The organism is Streptosporangium sp. NPDC049046, assembly GCF_040649155.1.
Lineage (GTDB): Bacteria > Actinomycetota > Actinomycetes > Streptosporangiales > Streptosporangiaceae > Streptosporangium.
The window spans coordinates 1-18,994 of sequence record NZ_JBEZEZ010000030.1; the positions used below are offsets into that span (position 1 = coordinate 1).

16 protein-coding genes are annotated in these 18,994 nt (G+C 70.8%); 2 read left to right on the forward strand and 14 right to left on the reverse strand.

The window, feature by feature from the left end; genetic code table 11:
* Nucleotides 1–72 precede the first annotated feature (72 nt).
* Complete coding sequence (locus AB0B96_RS32545; protein WP_362904932.1) at nucleotides 73–402, reverse strand: hypothetical protein; 330 nt, start codon at nucleotides 400–402, stop codon at nucleotides 73–75.
* A gap of 592 nt (nucleotides 403–994) precedes the next feature.
* Here AB0B96_RS32545 and AB0B96_RS32550 point away from each other — a divergent pair.
* On the forward strand, nucleotides 995–2,452 hold the full coding sequence (locus AB0B96_RS32550; RefSeq protein WP_362904934.1) for an arabinofuranosidase catalytic domain-containing protein: 1,458 nt from the start codon (nucleotides 995–997) through the stop codon (nucleotides 2,450–2,452).
* A 152-nt stretch (nucleotides 2,453–2,604) separates the two neighbouring features.
* On the opposite strand, the gene AB0B96_RS32555 is transcribed toward AB0B96_RS32550, so the two are convergent.
* Nucleotides 2,605–3,552, reverse strand: coding sequence for a helix-turn-helix domain-containing protein (locus AB0B96_RS32555; RefSeq protein WP_362904936.1), 948 nt, complete (start codon nucleotides 3,550–3,552; stop codon nucleotides 2,605–2,607).
* 101 nt (nucleotides 3,553–3,653) lie between these two features.
* Here AB0B96_RS32555 and AB0B96_RS32560 point away from each other — a divergent pair, with 101 nt between their 5' ends.
* Nucleotides 3,654–4,805 carry a saccharopine dehydrogenase NADP-binding domain-containing protein gene (locus tag AB0B96_RS32560; protein WP_362904939.1) on the forward strand — a complete coding sequence of 384 codons (1,152 nt, stop codon included), beginning with the start codon at nucleotides 3,654–3,656 and terminating at the stop codon, nucleotides 4,803–4,805.
* Between the two features lie 42 nt (nucleotides 4,806–4,847).
* On the opposite strand, the gene AB0B96_RS32565 is transcribed toward AB0B96_RS32560, so the two are convergent.
* From AB0B96_RS32565 to AB0B96_RS32620, 12 genes are all read right to left on the reverse strand, one after another.
* Nucleotides 4,848–5,912: a VWA domain-containing protein gene (locus AB0B96_RS32565; protein ID WP_362904941.1), complete on the reverse strand. Its 1,065-nt coding sequence runs from the start codon at nucleotides 5,910–5,912 to the stop codon at nucleotides 4,848–4,850.
* Nucleotides 5,913–6,863 carry a VWA domain-containing protein gene (locus AB0B96_RS32570; protein ID WP_362904943.1) on the reverse strand — a complete coding sequence of 317 codons (951 nt, stop codon included), beginning with the start codon at nucleotides 6,861–6,863 and terminating at the stop codon, nucleotides 5,913–5,915. It abuts the gene before it with no gap.
* Between the two features lie 52 nt (nucleotides 6,864–6,915).
* Nucleotides 6,916–8,016 (reverse strand): DUF58 domain-containing protein, encoded by a 1,101-nt coding sequence (locus AB0B96_RS32575; RefSeq protein ID WP_362904945.1) that lies wholly within the window; start codon nucleotides 8,014–8,016, stop codon nucleotides 6,916–6,918.
* 6 nt (nucleotides 8,017–8,022) lie between these two features.
* Nucleotides 8,023–9,012 (reverse strand): MoxR family ATPase, encoded by a 990-nt coding sequence (locus AB0B96_RS32580; RefSeq protein WP_362904947.1) that lies wholly within the window; start codon nucleotides 9,010–9,012, stop codon nucleotides 8,023–8,025.
* Between the two features lie 79 nt (nucleotides 9,013–9,091).
* Nucleotides 9,092–9,910, reverse strand: a complete 819-nt coding sequence (locus AB0B96_RS32585; protein WP_362904949.1) for a trypsin-like peptidase domain-containing protein — start codon at nucleotides 9,908–9,910, stop codon at nucleotides 9,092–9,094.
* A 163-nt stretch (nucleotides 9,911–10,073) separates the two neighbouring features.
* Nucleotides 10,074–11,348: a glycosyltransferase gene (locus tag AB0B96_RS32590; protein WP_362904951.1), complete on the reverse strand. Its 1,275-nt coding sequence runs from the start codon at nucleotides 11,346–11,348 to the stop codon at nucleotides 10,074–10,076.
* Nucleotides 11,345–13,582, reverse strand: coding sequence for a glycoside hydrolase domain-containing protein (locus AB0B96_RS32595; protein ID WP_362905078.1), 2,238 nt, complete (start codon nucleotides 13,580–13,582; stop codon nucleotides 11,345–11,347). Before AB0B96_RS32595 ends, AB0B96_RS32590 begins: the two co-directional genes overlap by 4 nt.
* 263 nt (nucleotides 13,583–13,845) lie before the next feature.
* On the reverse strand, nucleotides 13,846–14,703 hold the full coding sequence (locus AB0B96_RS32600) for a maleylpyruvate isomerase family mycothiol-dependent enzyme (protein WP_362904953.1): 858 nt from the start codon (nucleotides 14,701–14,703) through the stop codon (nucleotides 13,846–13,848).
* 206 nt (nucleotides 14,704–14,909) lie between these two features.
* Nucleotides 14,910–15,671 carry an SDR family oxidoreductase gene (locus tag AB0B96_RS32605; protein WP_362904955.1) on the reverse strand — a complete coding sequence of 254 codons (762 nt, stop codon included), beginning with the start codon at nucleotides 15,669–15,671 and terminating at the stop codon, nucleotides 14,910–14,912.
* A 224-nt stretch (nucleotides 15,672–15,895) separates the two neighbouring features.
* Complete coding sequence (locus AB0B96_RS32610) at nucleotides 15,896–16,888, reverse strand: sigma-70 family RNA polymerase sigma factor (RefSeq protein WP_362904957.1); 993 nt, start codon at nucleotides 16,886–16,888, stop codon at nucleotides 15,896–15,898.
* Between the two features lie 54 nt (nucleotides 16,889–16,942).
* Nucleotides 16,943–17,746, reverse strand: coding sequence for a hypothetical protein (locus tag AB0B96_RS32615; protein WP_362904960.1), 804 nt, complete (start codon nucleotides 17,744–17,746; stop codon nucleotides 16,943–16,945).
* 303 nt (nucleotides 17,747–18,049) lie between these two features.
* Nucleotides 18,050–18,904: a helix-turn-helix transcriptional regulator gene (locus AB0B96_RS32620; RefSeq protein ID WP_362904962.1), complete on the reverse strand. Its 855-nt coding sequence runs from the start codon at nucleotides 18,902–18,904 to the stop codon at nucleotides 18,050–18,052.
* Nucleotides 18,905–18,994 lie beyond the last annotated feature (90 nt).

Consider the following 18,994-nt stretch of genomic DNA (forward strand, 5'->3'; position numbering starts at 1 on the left):
CGGAAACTACGCTGTTGCCCCCTTCGCGCAGGTCAGCTCATCAAAGCCATCTTCGCTCTCCAAGCCCGCGAATCAGGATGAAATACGTTCAGTGACGGTGACGGTGAGGGTGAATGCCGAGCCTCGTTGGCCAGGGTTCCATCCCTGTGCGACGGCCCGCCGGACGCATCCGGTGACGAGGGCGGGGCGGACCGCGATCGTCCGTTCTCCGAGCCAGTTGTCCGGCCGGGCGCAGGGGAGTGACACCGCGAGAACACGCCTCGGTTCCTCGGCCCGCTCAACGGTGACGGTGAGAGGACTCCAGCCGTTGCCCTGGTGGTAGGTGGGCTTGTGCCGGACGCGCCAGCGGAAGGCGGTGCTGTCGACGCTGATGAGCAGTGAGCCCTTTCTGGGCATCGCCATGGGCGCCTCCAGTTATTTTGCGCATGATAACGTTCCTTCGAAAACAGCGTACTCGTAGGTCCATTAATTTGCCGTGGATAATGCACCTGACGAGTGTTGGGGTTATGTCGTTCCGGATGCCACGATCGGCTCGGCGGGTCGCGTCCGTACGGAAAAACGGCAATGTCGAACCTGTTGAAATCGTTCGTGAGACCCTTGTCGGGTCCTGTGGCGGCCATGGTTCACCGTGAGTGCATGCGGAGTTGACGCCGGAGTCGGGAGTCTGACATCGCGCCGCTGGTGTGCGAGCCGCTGGGGACCTCGCGGGCGATGGCTCACCGCCCGACGGGTGCGACGGATGAAAGTTTCACAACATCTCATCGCGACGGTGAGGGCGCACCGCGGAAGAGTCCAGGTAATGCGCCGACGGCACTCGGATGTCCGAGAAATCCGATCCACTGTCTTGACACGAAGGTCGCCGTTGAATGTACTCCACAGTATCTTCAGCCGCTAATCGCTGTCAGGCGAGCCATTTATGTTAGCGCTAACATCACGACCTGGCCTGTCGTCCCGGCGCTGTCCGATCGCGATTTCTTCATCGAGAGAAGAAGGCATGATGCTTTTCGGGACCCTGAGAAGGTCGCTCGCGATCGGTGCGAGCGTGCTGATCGCCATGACGTGGCCGGTCGGCGCCGGTACGGCCAAGGCCGCGGCGGCGCAGTCATGCGACATCTACGCCGCGGGCGGCACGCCGTGTGTGGCGGCGCACAGCACGACCCGGGCGCTGTACGGCGCGTACAACGGCCCGTTGTACCAGGTCAGGCGTGCCTCGGACAACACCACCCGCGACATCGGCGTGCTGAGCGCAGGCGGAGCCGTCAACGCCGCCACCCAGGACTCGTTCTGCGCCAACACGACCTGCGTCATCACGATCATCTACGACCAGTCGGGCCGCAACAACCGTCTCACCCAGGCGCCACCCGGCTACTGGCCTGGCCCGGGACCCGGCGGATGGGACAACCTCGCCGACGCGAAGGCGGCCCCGATCACCATCGGCGGCCAGAAGGCGTACGGCGTCCGCGTGGAGCCCGGCACCGGCTACCGCAACAACAACACCAACGGCGTCGCGACCGGTGACCAGCCCGAGGGCATCTACGCCGTCGTCGACGGCACGCACTACAACCAGTGGTGCTGCTTCGACTACGGCAACGCGCAGACGGACGGTCAGGCCGACGCCCGCGGCATCATGGAGACCGTCTACTTCGGCGCCAACAAACAGTGGGGCTACGGGGCCGGAGCCGGTCCCTGGATCATGGCCGACATGGAGTGGGGACTCTTCTCCGGGGTGAACGCGGGCTACAACAACCTCCCGTCGATCAACCACCGCTTCGTCACGGCCATCGTCAAGGGCGAGCCGAACCACTGGGCGATCCGGGGTGGGAACGCGCAGTCGGGCGGTCTGACGACCTACTTCGACGGGCCGCGCCCCCAGGGCTATCACCCGATGAAGAAGGAGGGCGCCATCCTGCTCGGTATCGGCGGCGACAACAGCGTCTCCGCCCGCGGCACCTTCTTCGAGGGCGTGTTGACCTCCGGTTATCCGACGGCCGCCACCGAGGACGCCGTACAGGCCAACATCGCCGCCGCCGGCTACGCGCCTGCGGGCGGCGGCAACCCGCAGCAGAACGTCCAGATCGTCGGCGGCCAGTCGGGTCGCTGCGTCGAGGTGCCGAACTCCAGCACCGCCAACGGCACCCAGACGCAGATCTGGGACTGTGGCAGCGGCACCAACCAGCGCTGGACCTACACCTCGGGCAAGCAGTTGCAGGTGTACGGCAACAAGTGTCTGGACGCCTACGGGCAGGGCACCGCCAACGGCACCCAGGTGATCATCTGGGACTGCAACGGCCAGGCCAACCAGCAGTGGAACGTCAACGCCAACGGCACCGTCACCGGCGTGCAGTCCGGCCTGTGTCTCGACGCGAACGCCGCCGCCACAGCGAACGGCACGAAGATCATCCTTTGGTCCTGCAACGGCCAGGCCAACCAGCGATGGACCCTGCGCAGCTGACGCCGACCAGCCGGTTCGGCGCATGAGAGCGATCGGGTGAAGCGCCTCGGGCGGAGGTCCGGACACCTGGGAGGGCTACGGCTCCCCGGGACGGGCCTTCGCCCGCTGTCGTGAATACGCGGCCGGGACGGTTTCGAGGTCGGTGAGTGGTCTCACGGTCGGAACGTGCGGCGGTAGGCGTCCGGCGGTACGCCGATCGTGCGGTGGAAGTGGCGGCGCAGGGTCGTCGCCGTGCCCATGCCCGCGGCCGAGGCGATGGTCTCGACGCTGTCGTCCGTGCTCTCCAACAGCTCCTGCGCGCGGCGGATCCGCTGTGTCAACAGCCACTGCAGCGGGGTGGTGCCGACCACCGAGCGGAAGTGGCGGGCCAGGTGGCGCGAGCTCATGTTCGCCTGACGGGCCAGGTCCTCAACGGTGAGAGGCTGGTCCAGTCGCCGCATCACCCAGGTGAGCAGCTCGGCCAGGGGGTGGCCGTCCTGGGCGGGCACCGGTGTGGTGACGAACTGGGCCTGGCCGCCGGCCCGGTGGGGCGGTACGACCAGGCGGCGGGCGACCACGTTGGCGATCGCGGAGCCGTGGTCGCGGCGTACCAGGTGCAGGCACAGGTCCATCGCCGCGGCCTTGCCCGCGGATGTGAGCACGCTGCCGTTGTCGACGTAGAGCACATCCGGGTCGACCTCCACCCGGGGGTAGCGCGCGGCCAGTTCCTCGGTGTGAGCCCAGTGCGTGGTCGCGCGCAGCCCGTCCAGCAGGCCGGCGGCGGCGAGCACGAACGCGCCCGTGCACAGGGAGACCACCCGCGCGCCCGACGCGTGGGCCGTGCGCACCGCCTCGACCAGGTCGGCCGGCGGGTCCTCGTCGACGTCCGCCAGGGCGGGGACGATCACGGTGTCGGCGTGCGCCAGCTGGTCGAGACCGCAGTCCGGCTCCAGCAGGAACCGGCCGACCCGGACGGCGTGCGTGCCGCACACCTGGACGTCGTACCAGGGGCCGGGCAGAGCGGCGGGGGCGGAGCCGAAGACCTCGTAGGCGAGGGCCAGTTCGAAGTGGAGCATCCCGTCGGTGGCGGCGACCGCGACGGAGCGCGGGACAGAACTCATGTCGGGAATTGTACGGGTCATGTCATTCCAGACACTGGCCTCGATGGGGCAACGAGGACAGGATTTCGGCGGTGGATCACTTCGAGTACGGGGGAGCAGGCATGGAAATGGGTCGGAACGTGGCGGTGTTCGGCGCCTACGGGCACACCGGGCGGTTCGTGGTCGCGGAGTTGCGCGAGCGCGGGTACGTCCCGCTGCTGCTCGGCCGTGATCAGGACAAGCTGACGGTGCTGGCGGAGGCCCACCCCGGAGTTGAGACGCGGCGGGCGTCGGTCGACGATCCGGCCTCGCTCGACCGCGCGCTGAAAGGCGCGGTCGCCGTGATCAACTGCGCCGGGCCCTTCGCCACGACCGCCGCCCCGCTCATCGAGGCGGCATTGCGCGCCGGCATTCCGTATGTCGACGTGGCCGCCGAGATCGAGGCGAACGTCGACACGTTTGCGCGCTTCGCGGAGCGCGCCCGCGCCGCGGGCACCCTGGTGGTCCCGGCGATGGCCTTCTTCGGCGGGCTCGGCGATCTCCTGGTCACCACCGCGATGGGCGACTGGACGGCGGCGGACGAGGCGCACATCGCCTACGGCCTGAGCAGCTGGCACCCCACCGGCGGAACGCTCGCCTCGGGCGTGGTCTCGGGGCAGCGGCGAGGTGGTCGCCGTGTTCGCTTCACCGGTGGACGGCTGGAGTATCACGACGACGCCCTGCCGACCCTGGAGTGGCCCTTCCCTGCTCCGCTCGGCTCCCAGAGCGTGATCGGAGAGTTCACCATGGCCGACGTCGTCACCGTTCCCAGCCACCTGGCGGTCCCGGAGGTGCGCACCTACATGACCGCCAAGGCGGCCTCGGACCTGTCCGCTCCCGACGCCCCGGCTCCGACCGCCGTCGACGAGCGTGGCCGTTCCGCGCAGACCTTCGTCGTCGACGTCCTCGTCCGCTCCGGCGGCACGGAACGCCGGGTGACCGCCGCCGGTCAGGACATCTACGCCATCAGTGCGCCGCTCGCGGTGGAGGCCGTCGACCGTATCCTCAGCGGCCGGACCAGGGGTGTCGGCAGCGCCGGGACCAGCGGAGGTACCGGAGGCGTCGGCGGCGCTGAGAGTTCCGGCGATGCCAAGGGCAGAGGGAGCACCGGCGGCACCGGGAGCGCTGGGAGTGCGGGCGTCGCCTCCGCGGGCGCGGTCTTCGATGCCCCGGACTTCCTCCGCGCCCTGTCCCCGCATCTCTCGCTGTACGCCCCGCTCGACGGTCGTCGCTGAGGTTTCGCGCGGCTGCGGCCACGGGTGCGGGTGCGGGTGCGGTCAGCGGGTCGGAGGCCGGGGGCGGTTCCACCAGAGGGAGAGGGCGAGGGCCGCGGCGACGAGGAGGCCGCCGCCGGTGGCGAAGGCGGCGGCGGTGTCGACCTGTTGGCGGATGACGGTGAAGGTGCCGGGGAGGGCGTCGAGGGCGCTTTGGAGCTGGTCGGCGTTCTCGGCGCGGTGGTAGGAGCCGCCGGTGGTCTGGGCCATCTGTTTGAGGGCGGGCTCGTCGATGGTGCGGGGGTTGCGGCCCCTGTCGAATCCGCCACGGCCGCCTCCCCAGCCGCCACCGCCCCAGCCGCCGAAGCCGCGGCCGTCGAACTGCGAGTTCTCGCAGACCATCGGGGCCGGGTCCGTGGTGCCGAAGCCGATGGTGAAGACGCGGACGCGGCGCAGGGCCGCCTCCTGGGCGGCGACCTGCGGGTCGACGCCCTGGATGTTGGCGCCGTCGGTGAGTACGACGATCGCGGCACCGGCGTAGCCCGACCCGCTGTCGCCGGGGTCCGCCCCGGTGGGGGCGACCGACGGGTCGACCTCCGCGATCGCGTCGATCGAGGTGAGCACGGCCTGCCCGATCGCGGTGCCACGGGACACGGTGAGATCGTCCAGCGCCTCGATCAGCGAGTCGGTGTCGTCGGTGGGTGGGACGAGCAGGCCCGCGGTGCCCGCGAAGGTGACCAGGCCGATGCGCGGCCCGTCCCGCTGTGACTCGATGAACTCGGCGGCGGCCTTCCTCGCGGCGGTGATGCGGTTGGGGTCGACGTCCGTCGAGCACATGGAGCCGGAGGTGTCGAGCGCGAGCAGGATCGTCGCCGAGGTCTGCGGCACCGGGACCGACGCCTGCGGTCGCGCGGCCCCGACCGCGAGCAGCGCGAGCCCGACCGCGAACAGTGCCGTGGGGATCTTCCGCGTCCAGAGCGTACGGCCGGGCAGGGCGCCGCGTACGAGCGCGATGGAGGTGACGCGCACGGCGGCCCGCCGACGGCGGCGGCGCGCCCACTCGCGGACGGCGAAGATCAGCGGGATGACGAGGAGGGAGAGCAGCGCCCACGGCCACGAGAACGACATTCAGATCACCCGTCCGGTTCGGAGTACGGTGAGCGTCGCGCCCGCGGTGAGCAGGGCGAGGGCGAGCCCGATCAGCCCGCCGGCGAGGGGCAGGGGTTCGTCGGAGACGGTGACCCGCAGGTCGATCGTGTCGGCGATCCCGTCGAGTCGCGCGGTGTCGGAGGCCGGGTGGTAGGCGCCCCCGGTTGTCTGCGCGATCAGGGTGAGGGTGTCCTCCTCAAGCGAGGTCTGCAGATGGTAGCCGTCGACCTTCACCGTCGCCCCGGCCGTGGTGCCGACCCCGACGGTGTGGATGTGGACGCCCGCCCGCTGGGCCACCGCGGCGGCCTGTTCGACGTCCCCGCCCCCGTTCTGGCCGTCGGAGAACATCACGATCGTCGCGGACGGCCAGTAGCCGATGTCGGGCGCGGGGCCGTCGCGGCCGACGGTCACCTGTTTGCCGGTGATCGCCGACAGGGAGGCCGTGATGGCCGTTCCCAGCGAGGTGCCACCGACGACCTTCAGCCGGTCGATGGCCTTGAGCGCGACGGAGTGGTCGGCGTCGGGCCGCGCGGTGGTGAGCGCACCGCGTTCGAACGCGACGACTCCGATGTCGACGCTGTCGGGTTGCGCCGCCACGAACGCGCGGGCCGCCCGTTGCGCGGCCGCGAGCCGGGTGGGCGCGACGTCGTCGGCCCCCATGCTGTTGGAGACGTCGACGGCGAGGATGACGGTGCCCGCGGTCCGCGGGACCGGCACCATCGCCGCGGGTCCGGCCGCGGCGACCGCGAGTATCCCGACGCCGGCGATCACCAGGCCGACGCCGAGGTACGCCTGGCGGCCGCAGGGCACCGCGACCCCGGCGGCGGTGAGGGCGGCCGTTCTGCGGCGTGCCGAGACGACGGCCGCCCAGGCGAGCGCCGCGGTGAGGAGCAGTCCGACGGCGAGCAGCGGCGGGAAGGACAGCGTCACGAGGCCTCCTTCGCCGGTCTCGGGCGTCCGTTGACGGACTCTCGGTTCCCGGTCATGGCGACCGGTCCTTGGTCCGGGCGACGACCTCGACGAGCGCCTCGCCGAGGTCGCGGTCGGTGTCGATGCGGTGGACGGGCACCCCCGCCCGGCGCATGCCCGCCTTGAGCCGGGCGTCGCGGGCGTCGACGGCGGCGCGGAGGCGGACCCGTAGCAGCGGGTCGGCGGAGTCGACGACGAGTTGCTCACCGGTCTCGGCGTCCTCGACCACGATCAGCCCGGCCTCGGGCAGTACGTCGTCGGCCGTGTCGACGATCCGCAGGGCGACCACCTCGTGCCGTCGGGCCAGGCGTTGGAGTGAACGCTCCCAGTCGCCGTCGCCGATGAAGTCGGACAGGACGACGATGAGCGCGCGGCGGCGCGCGAGTCGTCCGGCCGCGTCGAGCATCTCGGCCAGGTCGGTGGTGGTGCCGGAGTGGGTCGTGAAAGCGCGTTTCGGCTCGGCGTCGGCGCGTACCTTGAAGGCGCGTTTCAGCGTGGCGCCGACGCCGAGCCTGGGAGGACGTTCCGGTTCCGCGTCGATGCCGTTCTTGGGAGGACGTTCCGGTCCGGTGCCGCCGTGCGTCGTGGAGGCGCGTTCCGATTTCGCGCCGTCGCGCACTCCGGAGGTGCGTTTCGGTCCTGCGCCGTCGCGCACTCCGGAGGTGCGTTCCAGTTCGGCGCCGATCCGCAGCGCGTGCCGCCGGGAGGTGCCGGGTGGCACGACGCGCGGCTTCCCGGTGTCGAAGAGCAGGGCGCCGACGCGGTTGCCGCCCCGGCCGAACAGCCGGGCGAGGACGAGCGCGAGTTCGGCGAGTACGTCGTGCTTGCCGCGTCCCGGTCGGCCGGCCGTCATCGACGCCGACCGGTCGAGGACGAGCCACACCGTCAGTTCGCGGTCTTCGGTGAACACTCGCAGGTGCGGCTCGTCCAGCCGTGCGGTCACGTTCCAGTCGATGTGCCGGGCGTCGTCGCCTTCGCTGTAGGCGCGCAACCCGGTGAAGTCGATTCCCGAGCCGCGGTGCGCGGTGCGGTGGGCGCCCTGGAGCCGGCCGTCGAGCCTGCGGACGACCTTCCACTCCAGGCGGAGCAGGAGTTTCTCGGGGGCGGTGGCCATGGCGGGTCAGCGGTTCTGCAGGACGACGTCGGGCGCACGGACGGCCCCGAGCACCGCGGTGATGATCGCGTCGGTGTCGACGTCGTCCGCGAGGGCCTCGTAGGACAGCACGAGGCGGTGGCGCAGCACGTCGAGCGCGATCTCGGACAGGTCGTGCGGCAGGACGTAGTCGCGGCCGCGCAGGAACGCCAGAGCCCGGGCGCCCGTGACGAGCGCGATGGACGCCCGCGGGCTCGCGCCGTGGGTGACGTACCGTTTCAGCTCGCCGAGCCCGGCCATCCCCGGGGAACGGGTCACGGAGACGAGCCGTACCGCGTAGTCGACGATCGCCAGGTCGACGTACACCTGCTGGGCGCGGGCCCGCATCGCGATCAGGTCCTCGGCCGTCACCGTCGGCTGCGGCGGCTCGGGCGGGCGCAGCGCTCGTTCGACGATCGCCCGCTCCTCGACCTGGGTCGGATAGTCGACGACCACCTTCATCATGAAACGGTCGACCTGCGCCTCGGGCAGCGGGTAGGTGCCCTCCGACTCGATCGGGTTCTCCGTCGCCATGACCAGGAACGGCTCGGGCACCCGGAACGTCTCGCGGCCGATCGTCACCTGGTGCTCCTGCATCACCTCCAGCAGGGCGCTCTGCACCTTGGCGGGGGCACGGTTGATCTCGTCGGCGAGCAGCAGGTTCGCGAACACCGGGCCGAGTTCGGTTTTGAACTCCCCGGAGTGCTGGTGGTAGACCCGCGTGCCCACGAGGTCGGCCGGTACCAGGTCGGGGGTGAACTGGACGCGCTGGAAACTGCCGGCGATCGCGGCGGCCATCGACCTCACCGCGAGCGTCTTGGCGAGGCCGGGTACGCCTTCGACGAGCAGGTGGCCACCGGCGATCAACGCGACGGCCATGCGTTCCAGCAGGACGTCCTGCCCGACGATCGTGCGTTTGACCTCGAACAGCACCTGTTCGAGCGGGTGGGCCGACTCGGAGAACCTGGTCGAGGTCATCGTGTTCCTTCCGGCGTGGAGGCCCCTGCCTTGAGGTGCGGGGAGGACGCGAATGGTGTTCCTTCTCGTGGCGTCGCGGTCAGATCTGGGGTCCGTCACCTGGCGGCCCGTCGCCTTCGCCGCCGCCCAGGGCCGTACCGATCGGCACCGCGAACGCGATGCCGGCGAACGCCTCGTCGTTTCCCGGGTCGGCGATCGAGACGACGACCCCGATGACCAGGCCGCGGGCGTCGAGGAGGGGGCCGCCGGAGCTGCCGGGGTTCACGGAGGCGTCGAACTGGATGAGCCCGTCCGGGCCGCCGTCCTTGGCGGTCCGGTTCAGGCCCGATACGACGCCGGTGGAGACGCTGTAGGTGAGGCCCAGCGGATTGCCGATCGCCACGACGGGCGCGCCCACGGCCGCGGTGCCGCCGAGCGTCGCCGGGACGACGATCTCGGGCAGCTTCTCGGGTTTGAGGGTGGCGACGTCGAGCTTGGGGTTCGACGACGCGACGACGGCCTTCGTCCTGGTGCCGTCGGCGAACGTCACGGTGACCTTTCCGGCGTCTTCGCCGGAGCCGCCTTTTCCTGAGGCGCCTTTGACGACGTGGTGCGCCGTCAGGATCGTGCCGTCCTCGGCGGCGATCACCCCGGTGCCGAGCGACTTATCGGCCTGGATGACCACCACCGACGGCCCGACCCTCTTGAAGACGTCGTTCACCGTGAGCGTCGCGCTGGGCGTCGGTGTCGCGCTCGGCCCGGACGCGGCCTCCTCGCCGTTCCCGCCGCCGCTTCCCAGCCAGTACGCGAGCAGCGCGACGACGACGAGCGCGCCACCTCCGACGACGAACCGCCCGGTCCTTCCGGCCACGGCTTTTCGAGCCCCGGCCGCGTCGGTCTCCTGCGGCATGGGCTCCATCTACCCATACTCATTAATCTCAGTCGAAAGTGCTACAAACTCTGCCTGGGAACTCCATGGGAACCGGGCCGGACGGAGGGCCGGCAGATCCTGTTGAAGACACCACGGTCGGCCGGACGGCGAGCCAGACCTCACCGGGAGGCGTTCACCTCCATCCTCACGGTCAGAGGGCGCCGACGGTGAGAGCTTTCTGGGGGAACAGGTTGTCGAACACCGCGGCCCGGTCGAACGTCATCGCGCGGGTGCGGGCGCGCTGTTCCAGCTCCTGGCGCTCGGCGGCGGACATCTCCAGGACCACCCGGTCCACGGCCGCGGCGAGGCCGCCGATGTCCCTGGGCTCGACGATGACGGCGGTGTCGCCGACCGCCTCCAGGGTCCCGCCCGTCCTGGTCGTGACGATCGGTCCGCCTCCGGCCAGCATCTTCTCGGCGAGGGCGATGCCGAACGTCTCGACGAAGTCGGGCTCGGGCTTGGTGGGCAGGACGTAGGCCGCGCAGCCGCGCATGAGCAGTGGCTTCTCGTTGTCGTCCACATCGGTGAGGATCGTCACCCGGTCGTCATCCTTGGCCAGCGCCCGGATCTCCTCCAGCGCGGGCCCGGTGCCGGCGACGACCAGCTTCACCCGCGACCGACAGCGCATCCGGCCGTAGGCGGCCATCAGGTCGTGGATGCCCTTCGCCTGGGTCACCCGGGACAGGAACAGGATGTATCCGTCGCGCTCCAGACCGCGTTTCGCGAGCGCGGCGTCCACGTCGGCCGGATCCGGGTCGAGGAAGGCGGCGGAGTCGATCGGCGGATAACTGACGGTCACGCGACGCCGGCACTGCTCGGCGAACGTGGTGCCGCAGTGCGCGTCCACCTGCTCGGCCGAGGCGACGATCTCCTCCCGGGTGTACTCGGAGACCGCGACGACCTCGTCGTTGGCGAGGAACGTGGTGAACAGCACGGTCGCCGCGCCGAACCGGCCCTCCCGCAGGCACGACCGGATCACGTTGGTCACGTCGGAGCCGACCGCCTTCGCGACGGTGTGCACGTCGGGCGCGAACCCGGCGGCGCGCGCGGAGGTGACCGCGTCCATGACCACCGAGGTGTGCGGCACGAGATACATGGACAGGCAGGTCGTGGGCACCGGTTCGGCGAGCAGTTCGACGAGACGTCCGGTGAGTCCCGCCTGGTGGCGCCCGTCGGGCACCCGGTAGTCGCCGACCGCCTCGGGACGCTCCACGGTGATCCCGGCGCTGTACGGCAGCAGCCGGTCGAGCGGCTTGAGCGGCAGCCCGGCCGCCTGCAGCGCGGGGATCGGCCAGGTCAGCAGGCGTACGTCGTCGAACCCGCGGGTCAGCGCCACCTCGGCGAGGTTACGGGCCTCGCCGGAATGGCCGCAGATGACCGGGTCGGCCCTGACAACGATGACGAGACGGCGGCGGGGGTTGGTCATCGTGCTTCCTTCGTTCTGGCGGGCGGATCTGAAAGAGACGGGGGGCGGACCTCCCGCCCCCACCCGGACGGTTCCGGGCCCAGCCGCAGGTGCAACACGCCGCCCCGATGCACGGTGGCGGCGCTCAGATGCGTCGCGTTCATGGGTTCGCCGTTGAGGGTCGCCGACTGGACGTACTGCGCCGACGGGTCACGGTCGACGCCGTCGACACCGATCGGCGTCTCGCGGTGCCCACTGGTCTCGATGACGAACTCGTTGCCGCCGGCCTTGAGCACGGCCCCGGAGAACGCGGGCGCGTTGATCAGGAACAGGTTCTGGCCGGCGATCGGGAACAGTCCCAGCGACGCCCAGACGTACCAGGAACTCAGGCCGCCGGAGTCGTCGTTGCCGGGCAGCCCGCCGGAGCCGGTGCCGAACTGCCAGGTCAGCGCCGCCTGGACCACCTCGGCCGTACGGTCGGGCCGTCCCGCGTAGTGATACGCCCACGGCGCTTCCATGTCGGGCTCGTTGTTCAGCCCCTCGAACCGGTTCAGGGCGTATCCGGCCGCCATCTCCGCAGCCTGGGGGCGCAGCCCCGGCTGTGTCACCGGTGCGGCGTCGAAGCCGAAGAACCTGTCCAGCATGCCGATGAAGGCCCGGTCGCCGCCCGCCAGGGCGATCCTCGCGGCCATGTCGTGCAGCAGCCGGAACGAGTAGTTCCACTTGCCGCCCTCGTAGAACTCCGAGTCGCGCAGCAGTCCCGTACTCGGGTCGAAGGCGTTCACCCACCGGCGGCTGCGGTCGTCGAGGTCGTCGGCGAGGCGCCGGTCGTTCATCGCCCGGGCGACCTGCGCCGTGCAGTGGTGGCCGTAGGCGAGGTCGAGGGTGTGGGTGATCGGGTGCACCACCCCGTGCTCGAAGAACTCCTCGCCGTACAGGCGACGCAGGTCGTCGACCATGTGCACGAGCGCCCAGTTCCAGTCCAGGCCCGCCCGGCCGAGAGCGTGGGCGTCGGCCAGCGCGGTGTGCGCGAGCGCGCTCGCCTGGCGGTAGAACCGGTCGGCGCCGCGAGCCATCCGGTAGCCGATGGGGAAGTTGCCCTCCTCCTCACAGACCCGGATCAGCGACTCCAGCAGATGCGCGGCCCGGTCGGGGACGATGGCCGCGAGCAGCGGCAACTGCGTCTTGTAGATGTCCCACATGGTGCACACGTCGAACGCGAACGGTCCGGAGGTCGGCCAGAACGGGCTCTCGTCGTCGGCGAAGCACGGCTTGATCAGCGAGTGGTAGAGCGCCGTCGCGAACACGGTGCGGCGGGCCGGCGTGCCGCCCTCGACCTGGACGCGGTCGAGATGGTCGCCCCAGCGGACCCTGGTCTTGGACCGCACCACGTCGAACGCCGGCCGGGTCCCGCACTCGCGCTCCAGGTTCTCCCGCGCCTGGTCGCACCCGCGCAGCGAGAACCCGAGCCGCACCTCGATCGTCTGCCCGGGCTCGGTGGGACCCATGAAGAGCATGCCGAAGGGACGCAACGTGGTGTGCCGGATGCTGTCGAAGTCCAGGCGGGTGCCGCCGTCGATGAGCCGCCGGTCGTACCAGAGCATCTGCCGCCAGCCGGGAGCGTCGACGTCCAGGTACACCGAGAGCGGGACGCCCTCCATCGCCACCGTGCCCTGGGCCCGGCCGTGGCCCATGCTCTCCACCTGCGCCCGCAACGGCACGGTGCGGCCGTGCTCGATGGCGAGGCCGCCGCAGGACAGGTCGACCACCACGCGGGCGCTGCTGTGCCCGGGGAACGTGTATCGGTGCACGGCGACCTTGGTGCCCACGGTGAGCTCGCAGCGGATCCCGGTGTCGAGGGTGGCCGCGTAGTAGCCCGCCTCCGCCACCTCGTCGTGCAGCGGCCAGGCCTCGCCCAGCGCGTCCAGTGGCTGCACCATCGGGGTGACCCGGACGTAGTTGTAGTACTTGCGGATCGCGCCGGTGCCCGACTGCTGGAAGTGGGTGAACCCGGACGCCTGCAGCCGCTCGAACATCTCCTCGGGGACGCCCTCGGTGTTCTTGGTGTATCTGCCGTAGCCCGTCGGGTACGCGCCGGAGTAGGCGCAGGCCGACACCATGCCCAGCGGTGACGTGGCGCCCGGATGGGTGTTGCCCACCTGCGGTTTCGGCCACCACCAAGTAGCGGCCAGACCGTGTGCCCGAGGCAGGTCGGTGGCCGCTGTGCCGATGAAGGGATCAACATTGTCGAGGATGGCGGGACTCTACCCAGACGCGATACCGCCGTAGGTTTCGGTGAGGTGAAATCCTGTGTCCGGAGTCACAAAAGGCCTGGATCGGCCGATGATTTCCGTGATCTTCCGCGACGCTCGGGAGCACCGCGACGGTGCGCGGGTCCGCTCGGCGAACCCGCGCCTTCCCCGGCCCGGGACACGCTCGGCGAACCGGCGCTCCTCACCCGGCCCTGGACGCGCTCGGCGAACCGGCGTCTCTCACCTCGGCCCGGGCATGCTCGGGATCACGTGTCTTCGGGATCCTTGGGCCTCATGACGGTGGACAGCTTGGAAAGGCCCTCGACGGCGGCGTTCGAGACCCCGACGATCTCGGCGAGGGAGGGGCCGCGCCCGGAGAGGCTCCCCATCACCGCCTCGAACGGTCCGTCGAGGTCAGGGGGCGAGGCGCTCGCGGCGGTCACCCTGACGTCGTCCTGACGCCCCGAGATCTCGTACACGCCGTCGGGGCTGCCCACGAGCTGGAAGGACACCTGTGGGAGGTCACCGATCAGCGCGGCGACACCTCCGGCGAACAGCAGGCCGTACAGGGCGGCGAGGCGCTGAACGGTGACGTCCGGCGGGCCGTCCGTCCGCAGGGTCCGCGACAGGTCGCGCTCGTGGAGCCAGGTGTCCCACAGCACATGCAGGGACCGCACCGACCACAGGGTCTCGCGACCCGCGACGTTGCGCTCCAGGGAGGCGTCGCCCTTCTCGATTCGGGCACCGAGGCTGTCGTACTCGTCCTCCGTCACCCTCAGGAACGCCTCGACCGTCTGCTCGGGGGACCGGCCCGCGGAGTCCTGGAGCCACAGGTCGGGAGTCGAGGCGGGATCGAACGATCCGAGCCCGTTGAAGCGGGTGTACCCCGACTGGCCGGTGAGCTCGGCGACGTGATACTCCGCCACATCGACGATGTGGCGGACGACGTCGTGAACGGACCACTCCGTGCAGTGCGTCGGAGCCGCCCAGTCGGACGGCGTCAACTCGGCGAGGCGACCGGCGAGGCTCCTGCGCTGCGTGTACAGCGCCTCGCGCATCACCTCTGGGCCGCAGCTCAAGCCCGCCCTCTCGGTGAGTGTCAGCCGGGTCGAATCAACGCTCACGAAGACTCCGCTCATTTCCTCGGGGGTGCGCAGGCTATCCGGGGGGATTCGCGCCTGTCGAGGATCTTCGCGGTCATCCGCTCCTCGAACGCGTCACCCGGGGAAGGCCACTGGTTCGGCCTTCCGCCGCCGTCGAGCCGCCTCCCCGATCAGCCGCCTCCCCGATCACCGGTGGACGCGACGCCGCCGGCCGCCGAGCGTGATCGTCAGTCCAGGACCGCGCCGCAGGTGATGTTGAGCGCCGTCCCCGTCAAGGTGCGTCCCCGGTCGGAGGCGGCGAAGACGGCCACGTCGCCGACATCCTCCAGCGACGCCGCCCGCCCGATCAGGGTCTGCCCGACGATGTCCCGCACGATGTCCCCGCGCTCGTCGAAGTGGGCGGGGATCGTCTCCGGCAGGCCACCGGTCCGCAGGGTGACGACGCGAATCCCGTGAGGCCCGAGCTCGACGGCGAGCTGGCGTCGCATGGACTCGACCGCGTCGAACGAGGTGAGCAGACCTCCCAGGTGGTAGCGGCGCGTCGCGTTGTGGTCGCCCGCCCCGCCGAAGAACATGATCACGCCAGACCGCTGCCCGATCATGTGCCGGGCGGCCGCGCGCGAGGTGAGGAACTTCGAACGTACGGCGGTCACGACCGGGCTCAGGTAGTCCTCCAGGGACATGTCGACCATCGGCGTCCCCTGCACGTCCGTGTCCGCGATCACGTTGAGGGAGACGTCGATGCCTCCCGCCTCCGCCACGACGGCGGCCGCGTGCTCGTCGACCGACCTCTCGTCCAGCGCGTCGACCTCGGCGACCTCGGCCGCGCCTCCCGCGGCCCGGATTCGGTCGGCGACCCTCTCCAGGGTCGTCAGGGTCCGTCCGGCGAGAAAGACGCGTGCGCCTTCGCGGCCGAACGCGCGGGCGACGGCACCCCCGACCGAGCCGCCTCCGCCGTAGATGATCGCGTTCTTGCCCTTGAGCGACATGGTCCGCCTCCTGTGGGTCGAATGGGTCGTGTCGCCGCGTACAACCCGTGGAGGGCGCCGAACTCATCGCCCGGCACCGAGGCCGCCCGGCACCGAGACCGTCCGGCACCGAGACCGTCCGGCGTCGAGGCCGCCTCATGAGGGGATCATCCGGCGCCGAAAACGCTTCACCCGAGATCGCTGCACACCGAGCTCGCCGCACGCCGGAAGCGATGGGTGCCGGATCAGTCCGCGATCTCGTCGGGGAGGCCGAACATGGGGAAGATCTCCGGCGTCAGGAACGAGACGACCTCGGCGATCCTCGTACCTCGCGGTGTGAGCAGGTCGAGCCCGGTCGCGACGTGGACCTTCCTGCCCTCGTCCCACATGTAGGTGCCGAACGCGAGCTGCCCGTTCGCGGACGTCGGCAGGAAACGCCACCGGCCGGCCAGCGGCCCCTCGATCAGGAAGGCCCTGATCCTCTCGCGGCCCTCGTACCATTCCGGCAGCGGTGGCATCGCGTATCTGGCGTCGTCGGTCAGCATCGCCACGATGGCCTCGACGTCTCCCGCCTCCCACGCGGCGGCGTACCGATCCGCGATCTCCCGGAGCTCTTTCCCGTCCGGGGAACGCCGGTCGATGTCGGGAAGCCGTGGGCCGAGGGCCTTGCGGGCGCGCTGCAGCGCGCTGTTGACCGACGCGACCGTGCTCTCCAGCAGGTCCGCGACCTCGCGCGCCGAGAACCCGAGGACCTCACGCAGGACCAGGACGGCCCGCTGGTGGGCCGACAGGTGCTGGAGCGCGGCGACGAAGGCGAGTTCCATGCCTTCGCGGGCCATGTAGCGGGCCTCGGGGCCCGGTCGCCCGTCGGGGTACGGCTCGATCCACGAGGTCTCGGCGAGCGGCGCGGCACCCGGGCCGAAATCGGTGGGGAGCTCCCGGCGGCCCCGGCGTTCGATCAGCGTGAGGCACCGGTTGGTCGCGATCTTGTACAGCCACGACCGGATCGAGCCTCGGTCCTCGAACCGCCCCAGGCTCCGCCAGGCACGCACCAGCGTCTCCTGCACGGTGTCCTCGGCGTCGTGGACCGATCCGAGCATCCGGTAACAGTGCGCGTGCAGCTCACCGCGGAACGGCTCGACCAGCTGCCCGAACGCGTCGGGGTCCCCTTTCCTCGCGGCGTCCAGAAGCCGTGCTCCGGGCGCGTCCGGCCCGGACTTCCCCTCGATCTCGCTCATCTCGCGGAACCTACCGGCGAGCCCTGACAGTTCGCCGGGCGGTGCTGCGAGGGGTCAGCAACGGTCGCGTTTGACGCAGGTGGTCGAGGCGTTGAAGAACTGCCAGATGCTGAACCTTCGTACGTAGAGGGGGGCGGAGGCCCGGCCAAGCACCTTGATCCGCCTGATGCCGGTCTGCTTGTTCATCGTGACCTTCACGCACGTCAGGCACGCCCCGTGGTATCCCGGCAGGACGAAGCGGGAGATGGTCGCGGCGCGGTGCCCCAGCCCTCGGTTGGAGAGTCCCAGCCCCACCTCCCGGTAGATGCGCCTCGACCCCTTGAGGTTGAACGCGCCGGAGCCGATGATCGCGTGGTTCGAGTTCGGGGGGCAGTGTACGAATATCCGGACGCTGCTGGCCTGGCGGGGCCACGTGGGGACGACGCGGAGCGAAGGGACTTTTTTCAGCCACGGGGGGATGGTGTTCCTGCCGCCGAAGGGAGGCAGCCAGACCGTGCTCTTGGTCTTGCTCTTGATGGTCGCGGTCGCGGTCGCGGTCGAAGTGGCGTTCACGGTCGCGGTGGCGCTGGCGGTGGCACTGGGGGTTGCCGTGGCGAGGGGGGTGGGGGTGAGCGTGGGAGTCGGGGTGGGCGCGGCCTTGGCGCCGGCCGTGGCGACCGGGGTGGGGACGGCTCTGACGCCGTTCGTGGCGACGGGTGCGGGGGTGGGGGCGGCGTTGGCCGCGACGGTCGGGGTGGGGAGGGCCTTGACGTCGACCCTGGCGGCCGGCGCGGAAGTGGGCGGGGCGACCGGCTCGGCAGGGGCGCTCGGGGCGGCCATGAGAGTGGTGGCCACTCCGATCCGGATGGCGAGACGCATGCGCTCCTCCTGTCTGACGCCCGGGTCGCTGTACGGTCGTCACGTGGCGTGACGTGGGTGTCGGTGGAGGGGATCCGCCCGGCGGTACGAACCGGATGGGAGCATCGCGCGTGCGCCCTGACCAGGCTGATCGTCTCGATTATGCCGGTTGTGACGCAGGGTGGGGGGAGCCACGCTGGTACGGACCCGATCGTGGTCGTACGCGGGTATGGTCCGCTTCCCCGGCGGGCGACGTCTCCCGTGCCGGATGATCCGTACGACCCGGGTGGACGCACCGCTTTCCCGGCGGCGACGTGTCCCGCGTCAGCCGGACACCGCGCGCAGCGCGCCCGGCCGGCGGCCGGTGAGGCGGTCGAGTGCGGCGGCGGTGGCGTCGTCGGCGGGGAGATGGACGATGAGGCGCTGGTCGTCGTCGACGGGTAGTTCGAGGGTTTCGTACGCCAGGCGCAGCTCACCGGCGTCGGGGTGGACCAGCCGCGTGACGCCGCTGGACTTCGGGAGACCGGGCAGGGTGTCCACCCGCCCGGCGAAATCCGCCCCGGCGGTGACGGCGAGCTCGTCGGCGAGCGCGGCGATGTGCCAGTCCGCCCTGAACGGTCCCTGCTTGAGCGCGGCGACCTGTTCGTCGGCGACATGCTCCCAGCCGGGGTAGGCGGTCCGAGCCCGGCTGTCGGTGAACACGAAGCGGGCGAGGTTCGGCGGATCGCCGTCCAGCAGGCCGACCGGCCGCGCCAGCCGGTCGTACCCCGTCGTCCAGGCGAGGATCTCGCTCAGCCGGTTGAGCAGCAGGGCGGGGGCGGGCTCCAGCCGGTCGAGCAGTGCCCGTACGGTGGGGCGGACCGCGCGGGCCGGCGTCGGCGCGTCCATGCAGGTGAAGCCGCCGTCGGTCGACTTGGAGAGCCGGTGCAGGTGGACGCGTTCGCTCGTGGTCAGCCGTAGCGCGGTGGCGAGCGCGGAGAGTACGGGGGTGGACGGGCGGCGGTCTCGTCCCTGTTCGAGCCGGGTGAGGTATTCGACGCTGACTCCGGCGAGCGTGGCGAGCTCGGCCCTGCGCAGGCCCGGCGTGCGGCGGCGGGGTCCGGTGGGCAGCCCCACCTCGGCGGGGGTGACGGCTTCACGGCGGATGCGCAGGAACATGCCCAGCTCGTTGTCGCTCACGTTTCGAACGTAACAGGCCGTGGCCGCCGTGGTCGTGGCCCTGCCACTACCAGTCTCGGCCCGGTCTTCCTGGTCTCCGCGCCGCCCGGC